Genomic DNA, 14,253 nt, shown 5'->3' on the forward strand with positions numbered 1-14,253 from the left:
CGGAATTTCGCCAACTGAATGAACACGCCATAGATCACCCATGCATCCAGCTGACCGCTCTGGAACGCGCTGAAACCGTCCTGGGGCGTGAGCGCCACGGCGGTGATGTCTTTCATGGCCAGGCCTTGTTCCTTCAGTGCCTTGATCAGGAAATAGTGCGAAGTGGTGGAGCGCACATAGCCGACCCGCTTGCCGGCGCAACTGCCCGACTGATTCGATGCTGGAGTCCTTGGGAATCAAGGAACACCTGGTTGTTCACGTCGCTTTGCAGCACCGCGATCAGTCGCGGCTGGCGATGGCTCTGGATCGAGAAGATCGGTGGAATCTCGCTCATTCCACCAACGTCCAGACTGCCCGAGGCCAACGCTTCGACGATCAGGTTGCCGCCGGCGAATTCCGCGTATTCGACTTTGTAGGGTGTAGCGGCGGTGCCGGCGTCTTCGGTGAAGTACGAATCCTGGCCCCGGTAAGTGGCAACGCCCAGGGTCAGGTCCGAGAGCTTGTTGGCTTGGGCGAACGCACGCGGGCCAACCCCAGGGAAGACAGCCCCAATGCGCCGAGGGCGATCGAGCTGGCCGTGAGGAAGCCGCGACGATTGAACTGTCCCTGCGTGATCTTTTTCGTCATGGTCAGGCTCTTTCCTGAGCCCCGAGGGCGGTGTGCGCGTGACGGTTGACCGGGACTTGCAGGCCAAGGTGGTCGCGCAGGGTGTTGCCGCTGTACTCATCGCGGAACAGGCCGCGCTGTTGCAGAACCGGCACCACCAGCTCGGTGAAATACTGCAGCCGTCGGGCAGCAACGAATTGATGATGAAACCGTCCGCCGCGCCTTGTTCGAACCACTTCTGAATCGCGTCGGCGACTTGCTCGGGCGTGCCGACAAAGTCACGGCGCGGACGGGAGAAGCGCAGAGCGACTTCACGCAGAGTCAGACCCTCGTCTTTGGCGAGCTGCTTGATCCGGTCCGAACCGCCTTTCTGACTGTTGGAACCCAGATCGCCCAGCTCGGGGAACGGCGCATCCAGTGGGTATTGGCTGAAATCATGGTCATTGAAGGGACGGCCGAGGGCGACGATGGCGTCTTCAATGGTCACAAGCGTAACGGCTTGCTGATAGCGGCTTTCCACCTCGTCTGCATCACGACCCACGATCGGCGGATGCCCGGCAGGATCGACAGTTTCTGCGGGTCACGACCGAAGCCATCGCGCGTGTTTTCAGGTCTTGATAGTAGGTGTGCGCGTCTTCAAAACTTTCAGGGCTGACGAAGATCGCGTCAGAGTTTTGCGCAGCGAAATTGCGTCCGGCCTCAGAAGTGCCGGCCTGGAAAATCACTGGCTGGCCTTGCCTGGAACGGGAGATGTTCAGCGGGCCTTTGACCGAGAAAAATTCACCCTTGTGCTCCAGGGCATGCAACTTGCCGGGGGTGAAAAACTCACCGCTTTGCTTGTCATAGGCGAAGGCATCGTCTTCCCAGGAATCCCACAAGCCCTTGACCACATTCACGTGCTCTTTGGCGATGCGGTAGCGAACGGCGTGGGGCGGGTGTTCGCTCTTGCCGAAGTTATCGGCGGTGCCGCTCAGCCAGGAGGTCACTACGTTCCATCCGGCGCGACCGCCGCTGATGTGATCCAGTGAGGCGAATTGGCGGGCGACCTGGAACGGTTCGGTGTAGCTGACGGTGACGGTCGCCACCAGCCCGATATGCTGCGTGGTGGCCGCCAGCGCCGAGAGAATGGTCAACGGTTCGAAGCGGTTGAGGTAATGCGGGCTGGACTTCTCATGGATGTGCAGGCTGTCGGCGATGAACACGAAATCGAACTTGGCCGCCTCGGCCAGTTGCGCTTGTTGCTTGTAGAAGTCGAAGCTCACGCTGGCATTGGGCCGGGCCTGCGGGTGGCGCCATTCGCCCCATCCATGGCCGACGCCATGGACCATCGCACCGAGTTTCAGTTGGCGTTGTTTGCTCATGGTCTTACTCCTGAATCCGTCGCCTCGTTATCGAGAGGCCTGGTTGAGTTGGGCGCGCTTGGCGTTGAAGCTCTTGTCGAAGCCTTGGGAAACGTCGATGTGTTTGGTCAGAATTCCTTCTTGCTGGTAGATGTCGGCGGTGGTTTGCAGGCCGCCGATAACCTTGTCGTCAATCTCCACCGGTTGCATGTGCGTGCCTTTGGCCACGGCGATATGCACGTCCAGCGGCAGGCCAGTGACGCGGGCCTGGGCGGCGGCATATTCCTCGGGATGGGCGTTGGTCCAGCGATAGGCGCGGTCGACCCGGGCGATGAAATCGTCCAGTTGCTGACGCTTGTTGGCGATGGCCTGACTGGTGGCGGCGAAGTACAAATGATTGGTCAGCAACGTTTCGCCGCTGACCAGCACCTTGGCCTGATTCTGGGTGGTGGAAATAGTGGTGTAGGGGTCCCAGGTCGACCAAGCGTCAGCGCTGCCGTTGTCCAGCAGGATTCGCGACTCGCTCGGCAGCAGGTAGATGAACTGCACGTCCTGGGTGCTCAGGCCGGCGCTGCGCAAGGCTTTGATCGCCAGGAAGTGACCGATGGAGCCGCGGGTGGTAACGATCTTTTTGCCCTTGAGATCGCGGGCAGTGTTCAGCGGCGAATCCTTGGGCGCGAGGATGGCCGTGGTGTAGCGACCTTCGGCATGCACGATGCTGACGACCTTGATCGGCGCGCCCGCGCCGAGGGCAAATACGTATGGAGCATCACCGAGGGCACCGATGTCGACGGCGCCGGCATTCAGCGCTTCGCCCAGGGGCGCGGCGGCCGGGAATTCGGAGAACTGGATTTCATAAGGCACATTCTTCAGCTCGCCGGAGACGTCCAGCAGCACTTTGATCGTGGACTTCTGATTGGCCACCAGCAGGGGTTGCAGGTCAGCAGCGTGGGCGGAGGCAGCGAAGCCGAGGGTGCAAAAGAGGCTCAACAACAGGGATTTGGGTGACATGAGGAACTCCAGGCAGGTTGTTGCGCTTTGAATAACCTCCGCCTGGAGAAGGGGTCGGTGTGGAGTTGACGTTATATCTATAAGAAACTGCTGTGAAATTCTTTTTGGTTATATGCTAATTATGAAGTTAGCTGATTATAATTTTTATAAATATTAAATAAATGCATTTAATGTGGTGCGATGATCAAACCTGTGGGAGCGTGGCTTGCCCGCGAAGAACGATGACGCGATTGTTCAGGCAAACCGCGTCATCGTTCTTCGCGGCAAGCCTCGCTCCTACAGGGGCAGCGGGACGCCGGTTAAATCACGTAAAAGCCATGAGTGCCGTCGCGGGCCAGTTGGTCGACCAGTCCGAACTCCCAGTCGAGATAGGCTTGCATCGCTTCGCGTGGGTTATCGGTGCCTTCGTATGGGCGGCGATAGCGATCGATGCGCGGCGAGGTCAGGCGGTTTTCGCCTTCTTCAAGCGGCAGTTGCGCGGCGATCCAGCTGGCCGTGCCACCCTTGAGCACAAATACCGTTTTACCGGTCAACGCTTCGACCTCGGCCACTGCCAGTCGCGCCAACTGACTGCTGCCGCAAGTCAGTACATAACGTTCGGCTGACGGCACCTTGGCCAACGCTTCACGCAGTTGGCTGCGCAATGCCCACCACGCGCCTGGGATATGACGCTTGACGTAGTTGGCACTGCTGGTGAAGTCCAGGAGCGCGGTGTCGCCATGGGAAAGCCACTGCGCCAGTGTCTCGGGGCTGATTTCCTCGGCCTGTCTTGCTGCGGGGACCGGCGCCTGCCAAGCACCCTGTTCGCTGAAGTGCGCAGGCGTAACGTCATCCAGCACATGCACTTCCCAACCCAGTTGCGCGAGCCAGGAAGCCGACATGTTGGCGCGCACGCCATCGTCATCGACCAGCACCAGCCGCGCGCCACGCACACTGGCGAAGTGGTCGGTTTCCTGCACCAGTTGACCGCCGGGTGTCGAGCGGGCAGACGGCAGGTGCCCGGCTTCGAATTCTTCCGGGGTGCGCACATCGAACAGATAGGTGCTGCGGGTCGACTCCGCTTGCCAGCGTTGCAGATCGGCCAGCGTGGCGCGGCCGACCAAGGCTTTGTTGGCGACACGACGGGCGTCGCCAGCGGCGATTTGCCGATGCTCTTCGCTGGTCGGTGCGAATCGGCGCGACTGGCCGTGCTGCAGTTTCTGCCCGGCCAGGGTCCAGCCGATGGTGCCATTACGCAAGGCGGAAACCGGGTTGGCGATACCGGAATTGATCAACGACTGAGTGCCGATAATGCTGCGGGTGCGACCGGCGCAATTGACGATGATCTGTGTGGCAGGGTCGGGTGCCAGTTCCCTTGCGCGCAGTACCAGCTCTGCTCCCGGTACGCTGATGCCGGTGGGAATGCTCATGGTCTGGTATTCATCGAAACGCCGGGCATCGAGCACAACCACATCGGCCTCGCTGTCGAGCAGTGCCTGAACTTCTTCGGCCGCCAGAGAAGGCGTGTGGCGCTGGCTTTCCACCAGTTCGCCAAAGGCTTTGCTCGGCACATTGACGTCAATGAACAATTCGCCACCGGCGCGCCGCCAGCCGTCCAGGCCGCCTTCGAGCAGGCTGACATTGACGTAGCCAAGGTCCTGCAAGCGCTGTGCGGCGATGCTCGCCAGGCCTTCGCCATTGTCGTAGACCGTCACCTGGGTATCGCGCCGTGGAATCCGCGAGAACACCTCAAGTTCGAGTTTCGACAAGGGAATGTTGGCGGCGAACAGCGGATGCGATTCGGCGAAGGGCGTTTCTTCACGCACATCCACCAGCGCCAGTTCTTCACGGTTCAGCAGGGCCTTGCGAATCTCGGCGTAGGAGCGGGTCAGTGCAGTGCTCATAGGGCTTGGCTCTCTTTGGACAGATCCCAGATATTGGGGAGAAAGGCGTTGGAATAACCGGAAATGAACAGCTTCTCGCTGCCGTCGGCCAGATACACCGCGCGGCGCACGGCACCAATGTTGGCGCCGTAGACATGGATGCTGATCGAAACCTGGTCGTCAAAGGCGTTGCTGACCTGATGGATATCGCCAATCTTGGGCGATACGGCCTCGACCTGGCCGGGTCGCAGCTGCACCCGGCCACCTTCGGCGATCAGGGAGCCGTCGGTGTGGCGCTGGAAACCTTGCGAGTACTCCGCGCCGCGCAACATGCCGATCAGCCCCCAGACCCGATGGTCATGGATTGGCGTGCTTTGCCCCGGCCCCAGACAAAACTGACGATACTGAAACGCTGCCGTGAATCGGCGTGCAACAGGTATTGCTGATAGCGCTCGGGGTCTGGCTTGGCAAAGTCTTCCGGCAGCCAGTCGTCATGGCTGACCAGTTGGCTGAGCAGTTTGCCGCCACGATGCAGCAGATCACCCTCGCGGGGGTTGCTGTCGATCAATTCCGCCAAGGCGCCTATGAATGCTCTGAGTCTCTCCGGGTGTCGGGCCTGGGTCATGGCGATTCCATCGTTCGTTGGGAATGTTGATCCTTTGATTTAAGCATAATGATTTATATTAATATGCGATTGTTTAATGATTAGGTTATAGCTGAAAGGAATTTATAGCCCTTTCCTATAGCCCTTCCTATAGCCCCTTCCTATAGCCCCTTCGTATAGAGCCAGATGCTATTGATCTGTCGGCTGGCGTGGAGCGGGCTATCCAGAATCCACCAATAGAACTATGCTTTTCAGACATCTTATTGACTGTTCTCTATGTGCGGGCCAAATGAAAATTGATGATATCGACGCCTTTGTCGAAGTGATTCGTTGCCAGTCCATCAGCCATGCCGCCGAGTCGCTGCAATTGACTCAGCCGGCCATCACGCGGCGCGTGCAGAACTTTGAGCAGGCGTTGGGCGTGGAGCTGTTCGATCGCAATACCAAACCGCTCAAGCCCACGCTGATCGGTACGCGGGTGTATGAACAGTGTCGGGTGATCCTGCGGGAAATGGATGCGTTGCGAGAACTGGTTGCCACCGACGCGCCGCCCACCGGGGTGCTGCGCCTGGGCGTTCCGCAAACCATCGGTGATGTGGTGCTGCTCGACGCACTCAAACATCTGCGTATCGAATACCCCGACTTGCGCGCTCAAGTGGCCACCGGCTGGGGCAGTCAATTGGTAGGCAAGATCGAGCGCGGTGAGCTGGACGCGGCGGCGGCGTTGTTTCCGGCCGGGAAGATTTTTCCGGACAACATCATCGGCGAATCGATCGGCAAGATGGAGCTGGTGGTGGTGTGCGCCAAGGCGCAATTGCCCAAGCGTCCTTGCAAGCTCGCCGACGTTTACCAGAATGGCTGGATTCTCAACCCTGATGGCTGCGGTTTCCGCGCCGGGTTGCAGCGCACCTTGTCGGACCAGGGTCTGGCGCTACGGGTCAATCTGGAAACCTTTGGCACCGAGTTGCAGCTGGGCCTGGTCGCCGACGGTCTGGGACTGGGATTGGTGCCGCGTCCGTTGCTGGAGCGCAGCGTTCATTTCGATCAGTTGGCTGCCATGCCGCTCAAGGATTTCAAACCAGTGATGGACCTCTGGCTGATCTATCCGCATTTTCTCGGCAACCTGCAAGGGCCGGTTGATGCGTTTGGCAAACTGGTCGCCGGATCGTTGCAGAAGATCAAGAATGCGGCGTGAGGAATAGGGGAATGTATAATAAAAAAAAATAATAATTAGCTTAGATTAAAATGTGCTTTTTATTATTTTTTACCTTCCCCTAGGCTTGCTGGAGTCCTTAAGGCCATCCAGGAAGTTTTGCCATGAGCAGCGTCAGTCCGTTATCCAGCGTCTCGAAAAATGTTCATCAGCGTGTCAGCCCCGAAGAATGGGAAGTGCGTGTAAAACTGGCCGCGGCCTATCGGTTGGCGGCCCTGTTCAAGTGGACCGACCACATCTACACGCATTTCTCCGCCCGGGTGCCGGGGCCGGAGGAGCATTTCCTGATCAATGCCTTTGGCCTGCTGTTCGATGAAATCACTGCTTCTAATCTGGTCAAGGTCGACATTGACGGCACTGTCGTCGATGACCCGACGGGGCTGGGTATCAACCCTGCCGGATACGTGATCCACAGCGCGATTCACGCTGCGCGTCCCGACCTGCAAGCGGTCCTGCATACCCATACCCGTGACGGCATCGCGGTGTCCGCCCAGCGTGACGGCTTGCTGCCGATCTCCCAGCACGCCATCGGTTTTTCCGGGCGGGTGGCTTATCACGGTTACGAAGGAGTGGCACTGGACCTGGACGAGCGCGAGCGGCTGGTAGCGGATCTGGGTGACAAGAGTGTGTTGATCCTGCGTAACCACGGACTGCTGACCGCCGGCATTAGCGTTGAACATGCCTTCCAGCAACTGCACGGCCTGGAGCGGGCCTGCAACATCCAGATCGCCGCACAGGCCGCCGGCAACGCCGAGCTGATCTTCCCGCCAGCCGAGGTAGTGGCCAAAGTCGAGAAACAGGCCGAAGTGTTCAAGAGCGGTGACGGGCCGGGAGTTGCACGGCACTGGAATGCGCTGATTCGGCAGCTGGAACGCAGTGATACCGAGTACAAGAACTGAGCACGAGAATCATGTTCACCACTGCCCTGTAGGAGCAAGCTTGCTCGCGATAGCGGTCTGTCAGTCAACATCGCTGTTGAATGTACCGCCGTCTTCGCGAGCAAGCTTCGCTCCTACAGGGGTTGGTGGTGACCACTTTCCTGGTGAACACTCGGAACAAAAATGTGGGAGCGGGCTTGCTCGCGAAAGCAGTCTGTCATTCAACATCTCTGTTGAATGTGCTGCCGTCTTCGCGAGCAAGCCCGCTCCCACATTAGATAGTCGCTGTTGTTAGGCTACCTTTTCCGCCGCCTGCCGCTCACGCTCGGCCACCAGTTTGCGGGTCAACGGGATCAGGTGCTTGCCGTAGTCGATGGCGTCGTCGAGCGGGTCGAAGCCGCGGATCAGGAAGGTGGTGATGCCCAGGTCGTAGTAATCGAGCAGGGCTTCGGCCACTTGTTCCGGGGTGCCGACCAGTGAGGTCGAGTTACCTTGCGCTCCCAGCAGGCCGGCGATGCCGGTCCACAGACGCTTGTCCAGGCGCGAGCCTTGGGCTGCAGCGGCGAGCAGGCGGCGCGAGCCTTCGTTCGGTGGTTCGCGGCGCACAAATCCGTTTTGTTCGGCCAATGCGGTAGCCTGCTGGAGGATGCGTTCGGCACGCTCCCAGGCCTGGGCTTCGGTGTCTGCCAGAATCGGTCGCAACGACAGGCTGAAGCGAATACTGCGGCCATGCCTGGCAGCTTCGGCACGCACCTGCTTCACCACCTCGCGGACCTGTTCATAGGTCTCACCCCATAACGCGTACACGTCTGCATGCTTGCCCGCCACTTCGATCGCCGCTGTCGATGAACCGCCGAAATACAGCGGGATGTGCGGCTGTTGCGGCGATTTCACCGCCGAGTGCGCGCCCTCTACCTGGTAATACTTGCCCTCATAGTCGAAGGGTTTTTCGCTGGTCCATTCCTGACGCAGTACATCGAGGTATTCGTCGGTGCGGGCATAGCGCTCGTCCTTGCCGATGTAACTGCCATCGGCCCGCAGTTCGCGATCATCGCCGCCGGTAATGATATGCACCGCAGTACGTCCGCCATTGAAAACGTCGAGGGTGGTGAACTGGCGCGCAGCCAGGGTCGGCGCGGCAAAACCCGGTCGATGGGCAATCAGGAACTTGAGGTTTTGGTCACGCTGGCGGCGTGCGACGCAATCAGGGTGCTGTCCGGGCTGTTGGAGTGGAAGGCCACCAGGGCCCGGTCAAACCCGGCTTCGTCATGGGCCCGTGCGACTTTTTCCACGTATTCCGGTTGCAGGACCGGGCCGCTGCGCGGGTGGATTTCGGAAGAATGGTGACCGCCGATGTAACCGATGAATTCAATGCTCATGAGGAGTTCCTTGTCTTTGAATAGGCGCGATTCAAGCCTCCACCTGGCATTGGGGTCGGTCTGTGGGATCAAAAATAGGCGCAGCGGTGCAGGCGTGTGAAATGCCGTTTGGTTCTAAGTTAATTATTAAAAAATAGAATGATGTGTATTTATTGATATCAGCTAACTGCATTTTAATCGTTAACAGTCATGCAGGTCGCGGCAGGGCAGGGAAGGCGATGTCTATTATGCAAACAATTTATCAGGCTAAGCAGATATCTGATTTTAATCATATTAGGTTATTCCTAAAAAGAATTTCACTGAGGTTTTTTATGCGAATAGCATGAAAACCGAAGCTGACCCATGGCACCTCCGGCCATGTTCTTTATGAGGTAGGAAGCCTGATGACTGAAAAGACCTTCGATACACCGAGCCCCGGTAGCTCGATTTCCGTCAATAAGGCTGCTCGCCACACCGGTGAGCTACAGGGCGCGTCAAGGCTGCTCCCCAACTGGCTTCGCAACTGGCGCACACCCGACGTGTTGCTGCGATTGCTCAGCCCGATCGCGCTGTTGCTGCTGTGGGAGCTGGCTTCTCAAACAGGCCTGATCCCGCAACGGGTGATCGCGGCACCCTCGCAGATCGGCGGCACTCTCTGGGCGATGATCGCTTCCGGCGAATTGGGCAAGCACTTGCTGGTGTCACTGCAACGGGCGCTGGTGGGCTTGAGCATCGGTGTCAGTATTGGTGTAGTCGCGGCGCTGATCAGCGGCTTGTCCAAACGCGGCGAGGTGATTCTCGATTCGCCGCTACAGATGCTGCGCACCATCCCTTCACTGGCCCTGGTGCCGCTGTTCATTCTCTGGTTCGGCATCGGCGAATTCACCAAGATCGCGCTGATCGTCACCGGCACGACCTTCCCGGTGTACCTGAACTTGTTCGCCGGTATCCGCAACATCGACCCCAAACTGATCGAGGCCGCCAACACCCTGGGCCTGAGTCGTCGCGAGTTGATCTGGCATGTGATTTTGCCGGGTTCTTTGCCCTCGTTCTTTGTCGGCCTGCGCTACTCCCTGGGGATTTCCTGGTTGGCGCTGGTGTTCGTCGAGCAGATCAACACCACCGCCGGCATCGGCTTTCTGGCCAGTGATGCGCGGGACTTCATGCGCACCGACGTCATCGTGATCTGCCTGCTTATTTACAGCGTCCTCGGCCTGTTGATTGATGGACTGATCCGCACGCTGGAGCGTTTTGCCCTGGCCTGGCGCCCAACTTTTGTGAGGAATTGATATGTCGAGCATCGATCTTTTGGACGCGCCCAAACCTGCACAGTCGACGGCACCGGTTCAACTGCGCAACGTTGTGCGCCAGTTCGGCCAGCAGCGGGTCATCGATGGCCTGGACCTGGACATCGCACCGGGCGAGTTCGTCGCATTGCTGGGGGCCAGCGGTTCGGGCAAGACCACCTTACTGCGCAGCCTGGCCGGCCTGGACAGCATCGACAGCGGTCAGTTGTTGGTGCCGAAGGCGCGGGCGGCGGTGTTTCAGGAACCACGACTGATGCCGTGGAAGCGCGCCTGGAAAAACGTGATTCTTGGTCTGCGCGTCCCGGACGCCAAGGCGCGCGCGGTGCAGGCCCTGACTGAAGTGGGGCTGGCCCATCGGCTCGACGCCTACCCGGCCACGCTCTCCGGCGGCGAAGCGCAACGGGTGGCATTGGCCCGTGGCCTGGTGCGCGAACCCAAGCTGTTGTTGCTGGATGAACCGTTCGCCGCACTCGATGCGCTGACCCGGATTCGCATGCATCGGCTGATCATCGAATTGTGGCGCAAACACACACCGGCCGTGCTGCTGGTCACCCATGACGTCGATGAAGCGATCCTGCTGGCCGACCGGGTCATCGTGCTGGAAAACGGCAAGATTGCCGAGCAAGTCACTATCGATTTGCCGCGGGCCCGAGACACCGGGCAGTCGGGTTTTCAGGCTATTCGTGCGCGTCTGCTGAATTTGCTGGGGGTCGAAGTCGAACCCGCGGCCGTCGCCGAGCGCCGCACAGCGAACAGTACGGTCCGGCGTTTCGCCCATGGCTGATGCTGCGCGTGATCAATCCGAGATTTACAGGAGTCTATAAATGGGCAATGTCCAGAGCGCCACCAGTGCCTTAGAGGTGTTCCGACACCCGCTCCCCGGCGGCGAGTTGCTCGACCTTGGCCGGGTCTTCCGCGAGCCCCTGGCGGCGTCGCGCCTGCACAGCACGCCCAAGCGGGTACTGAGTCGCCGCGAAGTGGTGTTGCTGGGGGTGTTTGCACTGGTGTTGCATGGCGCGGTGATCGTCTGGGTCAACCAGGCGCCACCGCCGCAACTTCCGGTAGTGCCGCCGGAGATTCCGCCGATGACCATCGAGTTCTCGCAGCCGGCGCCGCCGGTGGTGCAGCCGCCACCGCCCGAGCCGATTCCGCAGCCGGTGGTCGAACCGCCACCGCCCGTGGAGGACGAGTTGGCCGTAAAGCCACCACCGCCCAAGCCGATTCCCAAACCGAAACCTGTGGTCAAGCCAGTGCCGAAACCGGTCGCCAAACCGGTCGAGCAGCCACCGGCACCGCCCGCGCCGCCACAACCGGTCGCCGCGCCAGCCCCTGCGGCTGCGCCTGCACCAAAACCGGTGACGCCGGCGTCGGCCAGCGCCGCGTACCTGAAGAACCCGGCACCGGAATACCCGTCGCTGGCGATGCGTCGGGGCTGGGAAGGCACGGTGTTGTTGCGGGTGCATGTGTTGGCCAGCGGCAAACCCGGTGAAATCCAGATCCAGAAAAGCAGCGGCCGCGATCAACTCGACGACGCAGCGCTGGCAGCGGTCAAGCGCTGGAGTTTCGTCCCGGCCAAGCAGGGCGATGTCGCCCAGGACGGCTGGGTCAGCGTGCCGATCGACTTCAAGATCAAGTAATTCAAACCAATCGCAATAAACCGCGGGCTACCTGACACAAGGCGCATCGCTACAACCGATCCAATGCCTTGCTGGAGAGCCTGACCATGAACCTGATCGCATCCCCCTTCGAATCCATCGAACACGCCGTCATCTGGCTATTGATCCTTTTTTCTGTCGCGACCTGGGGTCTTGCCCTGCTCAAGGGTGTGCAGTTCACCCGGCTCAAGACCCAGGATCGCAAATTCCATAAACACTTCTGGGCTGCCTCCAGCCTCGATTCGGCCGCCGAACTTGCGCATAACCAGCCCGGCGCGGCAGCCCGCGTGGCGTTGGCCGGTTATGCGGCGATTCAGGTGCCGGAGGGCACACAAGCCACCGACCTGAGTCAGGCGATCAATCATCAGGACCGTCTCGAACGTGCCTTGCGTCAACAGATCGTGCGTGAACGGCGTTCGCTGGAAACCGGGTTGGCGATTCTTGCCAGTATCGGCAGTACCTCGCCCTTTATCGGCTTGTTCGGCACTGTGTGGGGATCATGTCGGCGTTGAAAGGCATCAGTGCGGCAGGCTCGGCGAGCCTGGAAACCGTGGCCGGGCCGATCGGCGCCGCGCTTGTCGCGACAGGTGTGGGGATCGCCGTCGCGGTACCCGCGGTGCTGGTCTACAACTACTTCCTGCGTCGCCTGAAACTGACCGCCGCCGATCTGGATGATTTCGCCCACGACTTCTACAGCCTGGCGCAGAAACATTCGTTCCGTGTGCTCCTGCATCCGGTATTGAGCAAGTCCGGCGCCACCGTCGCCGGGCAGAAAGTCAAGGAGGCCTCCTGATATGGCCTTCTCCACACAAGACAGCGATGAAGTGCTCAGCGAGATCAACGTCACGCCCTTGGTGGACGTCATGTTGGTGTTGCTGGTGGTGTTCATCGTCACCGCGCCCCTGCTGACTAATTCCATCCCGATCAATCTGCCGAAGACTGAATCGGTAGCACCGGTCGAACAGAAGGATCCGCTGGTGGTGAGCATTGACGACAAGGGCAAGGTGTTCATCAACAAAGATGAAATCCAGGCGGATCTGCTCGAGTTCAACCTGCAGGCGGCCAAGGCAAAAAACCCGGATGTGCGCGTGCAATTGCAGGCGGACAATGGGGTGAACTATGGCGAAGTGGCCAGGGCCATGGCGTCTATAGAAAGGGCTGGGATTACCAAGTTGTCGGTGATTACGGCGAAATGAAAAAAGCAGACTTGTAGGAGCCGGCTTGCTGGCGAAGGCGGCGTTTCAATCACATTGATGTCGCCTGACACACCGCTTTCGCTGGCAAGCCAGCTCCTACAGAGGGGGCATTGACGTTGTCATTGATCCTTTTCGCAGTTGACCATCCACGACACGCCAAAACGATCGATGAGCATGCCAAAGCGCGCTGCCCAGAACGTAGCCTCCAGCGGCATTTGCACGCTGCCGCCGTCCGCCAATGCCGTAAACACCCGTTCAGCCTCGGCGATGCTATCGACATTCAGGGAAATCGAACAACCACTCATGTCGTTGGTGGGCCGGTCGGGTGTGGTGTCCGAGCCCATGATCACCTGGTCGCCCACGGCCAGGCGCGTGTGGATGATCAGGTTATGCAAGTCCTTGGGTACCTGTTCGGCAGCAGGGGTTTCACCGAAGGTCATCATCGCTTCGATCTGGCCCTTGAGGCTTTCGGCGTAGAAGGTGAACGCGGCTTTGCAGTCGCCGTTGAAGATAAGGTAGGGATTGATTTTCATGGTTCGGCTCCCGGTCACTGAAGGGATACATCGACTGGGCAAGTAAAGCGCTAAATCAGCAATTCGGCGATCCCGTTTCCCTGTAGGAGCGAGCGTGCTCGCGATGGGCGTCAACGAATACGCTGGGTGCCTGACACCCCAAGGCGTCCTTTCGACCATCGCGAGCACGCTCGCTCCTACAGGGCCGCCTGGTTTTTAGATGATTTTTCGATAGACCGGGCAAGGCTTATTGCCTCGGTTGCACGTCGTGGTGCGAGCACTCGCTCGATCGCTCCGCTCAGCATGTTTTCCAGCAGTTCGTCTTGCTCTTGTTCGTCCAGTGAATGGGCTGATAGCCAGCTCGGTGCATTATTAAGCAATGCGGCAATTGCATGCCCTGCTGCCAGCAAGCCGGAATCACTGAATCGGGAGCGGGCGCCGAGCATCACTAGCAACCGGCGTTCGTACTGCTCGCGCAACTGTCGGACCCGTGCCTGTTGCTCTTCATTCAGGCAGCCGCTGTCGCGTTCCACCAAGCGAAAATGCCACGGCATGTCGCGATGCAGGTTCAGGTGCGCGCGGATCAGACTGTTGAGCCGGTCGCGTTTGGCCGGAGCCTTTTGTTCAATGCGCCCAAGGGTGGCCAATAACTCTTCGTAGAACTCCTCGATCAGATCGAGCAGCAAGTGCTGTTTACTCGGGTAGTGGTGA

Annotated in this window: 10 protein-coding genes and 5 pseudogenes; 7 read left to right on the forward strand and 8 right to left on the reverse strand. The window is 59.5% G+C overall.

All coding sequences use genetic code 11. From position 1 onward, the window contains the following. The 5 genes and pseudogenes from CES87_RS31700 to CES87_RS31720 form a co-directional block, all read right to left on the reverse strand. A pseudogene (locus tag CES87_RS31700) lies at nt 1–627 on the reverse strand (ABC transporter substrate-binding protein); the annotation flags it as partial. A 2-nt stretch (nt 628–629) separates the two neighbouring features. Then, nucleotides 630–1,967, reverse strand: a pseudogene (locus CES87_RS31705) (LLM class flavin-dependent oxidoreductase). A gap of 27 nt (nt 1,968–1,994) precedes the next feature. Beyond that, nucleotides 1,995–2,957 carry an ABC transporter substrate-binding protein gene (locus CES87_RS31710; protein WP_128609360.1) on the reverse strand — a complete coding sequence of 321 codons (963 nt, stop codon included), beginning with the start codon at nt 2,955–2,957 and terminating at the stop codon, nt 1,995–1,997. Nucleotides 2,958–3,256: 299 nt separating this feature from the next. Further along, nucleotides 3,257–4,840 (reverse strand): rhodanese-related sulfurtransferase, encoded by a 1,584-nt coding sequence (locus CES87_RS31715; protein WP_128609362.1) that lies wholly within the window; start codon nt 4,838–4,840, stop codon nt 3,257–3,259. Continuing rightward, nucleotides 4,837–5,444, reverse strand: a pseudogene (locus CES87_RS31720) (cysteine dioxygenase). The gene CES87_RS31715 and the pseudogene CES87_RS31720 overlap by 4 nt, the downstream one beginning before the upstream one ends. A gap of 268 nt (nt 5,445–5,712) precedes the next feature. On the opposite strand from CES87_RS31720, the gene CES87_RS31725 reads away from it, so the two are divergent. Continuing rightward, nucleotides 5,713–6,618: a LysR family transcriptional regulator gene (locus CES87_RS31725; protein WP_128609364.1), complete on the forward strand. Its 906-nt coding sequence runs from the start codon at nt 5,713–5,715 to the stop codon at nt 6,616–6,618. 122 nt (nt 6,619–6,740) lie between these two features. Next, entirely contained in the window at nt 6,741–7,535 is a 795-nt protein-coding gene (locus tag CES87_RS31730; protein WP_128609366.1) for a class II aldolase/adducin family protein, read from the forward strand. Nucleotides 7,536–7,805: 270 nt separating this feature from the next. Here CES87_RS31730 and CES87_RS31740 read toward each other — a convergent pair. Continuing rightward, nucleotides 7,806–8,893, reverse strand: a pseudogene (locus CES87_RS31740) (LLM class flavin-dependent oxidoreductase). A 383-nt stretch (nt 8,894–9,276) separates the two neighbouring features. On the opposite strand from CES87_RS31740, the gene CES87_RS31745 reads away from it, so the two are divergent. From CES87_RS31745 to CES87_RS31765, 5 genes and pseudogenes are all read left to right on the forward strand, one after another. Then, the gene (locus tag CES87_RS31745) at nt 9,277–10,161 is read left to right on the forward strand and encodes an ABC transporter permease (RefSeq protein WP_128609370.1); all 885 of its coding nucleotides are present in this window, start codon (nt 9,277–9,279) and stop codon (nt 10,159–10,161) included. Between the two features lies 1 nt (nt 10,162). After that, nucleotides 10,163–10,963 (forward strand): ABC transporter ATP-binding protein, encoded by an 801-nt coding sequence (locus tag CES87_RS31750; RefSeq protein WP_128609372.1) that lies wholly within the window; start codon nt 10,163–10,165, stop codon nt 10,961–10,963. 40 nt (nt 10,964–11,003) lie between these two features. Further along, complete coding sequence (locus CES87_RS31755; protein ID WP_128609374.1) at nt 11,004–11,816, forward strand: energy transducer TonB; 813 nt, start codon at nt 11,004–11,006, stop codon at nt 11,814–11,816. An 86-nt stretch (nt 11,817–11,902) separates the two neighbouring features. Further along, nucleotides 11,903–12,627 (forward strand): annotated as a pseudogene (locus CES87_RS31760) (MotA/TolQ/ExbB proton channel family protein). A 1-nt stretch (nt 12,628) separates the two neighbouring features. Beyond that, a complete protein-coding gene (locus CES87_RS31765; RefSeq protein WP_079303191.1) occupies nt 12,629–13,030 on the forward strand; it encodes a biopolymer transporter ExbD in 402 nt (133 codons plus the stop codon). A 119-nt stretch (nt 13,031–13,149) separates the two neighbouring features. On the opposite strand, the gene CES87_RS31770 is transcribed toward CES87_RS31765, so the two are convergent. Both CES87_RS31770 and CES87_RS31775 read right to left on the reverse strand, forming a co-directional pair. Beyond that, nucleotides 13,150–13,563: a VOC family protein gene (locus tag CES87_RS31770; RefSeq protein ID WP_128609376.1), complete on the reverse strand. Its 414-nt coding sequence runs from the start codon at nt 13,561–13,563 to the stop codon at nt 13,150–13,152. Between the two features lie 176 nt (nt 13,564–13,739). Then, the coding region (locus tag CES87_RS31775; RefSeq protein ID WP_128609378.1) for a TetR/AcrR family transcriptional regulator at nt 13,740–14,253 on the reverse strand (514 nt) is incomplete at its 5' end.

This window comes from Pseudomonas sp. ERMR1:02, from assembly GCF_002277815.1.
Lineage (GTDB): Bacteria > Pseudomonadota > Gammaproteobacteria > Pseudomonadales > Pseudomonadaceae > Aquipseudomonas.

Bases quoted from the DNA above. Each gene is read 5' to 3' on its own strand.
- CES87_RS31765 (WP_079303191.1), top strand. From the start codon at position 12,629: ATGGCCTTCTCCACACAAGACAGCGATGAAGTGCTCAGCGAGATCAAC.
- CES87_RS31745 (WP_128609370.1), top strand. From the start codon at position 9,277: ATGACTGAAAAGACCTTCGATACACCGAGCCCCGGTAGCTCGATTTCC.
- CES87_RS31770 (WP_128609376.1), bottom strand. From the start codon at position 13,563: ATGAAAATCAATCCCTACCTTATCTTCAACGGCGACTGCAAAGCCGCG.
- CES87_RS31715 (WP_128609362.1), bottom strand. From the start codon at position 4,840: ATGAGCACTGCACTGACCCGCTCCTACGCCGAGATTCGCAAGGCCCTG.
- CES87_RS31725 (WP_128609364.1), top strand. From the start codon at position 5,713: ATGAAAATTGATGATATCGACGCCTTTGTCGAAGTGATTCGTTGCCAG.
- CES87_RS31730 (WP_128609366.1), top strand. From the start codon at position 6,741: ATGAGCAGCGTCAGTCCGTTATCCAGCGTCTCGAAAAATGTTCATCAG.
- CES87_RS31750 (WP_128609372.1), top strand. From the start codon at position 10,163: ATGTCGAGCATCGATCTTTTGGACGCGCCCAAACCTGCACAGTCGACG.
- CES87_RS31710 (WP_128609360.1), bottom strand. From the start codon at position 2,957: ATGTCACCCAAATCCCTGTTGTTGAGCCTCTTTTGCACCCTCGGCTTC.
- CES87_RS31755 (WP_128609374.1), top strand. From the start codon at position 11,004: ATGGGCAATGTCCAGAGCGCCACCAGTGCCTTAGAGGTGTTCCGACAC.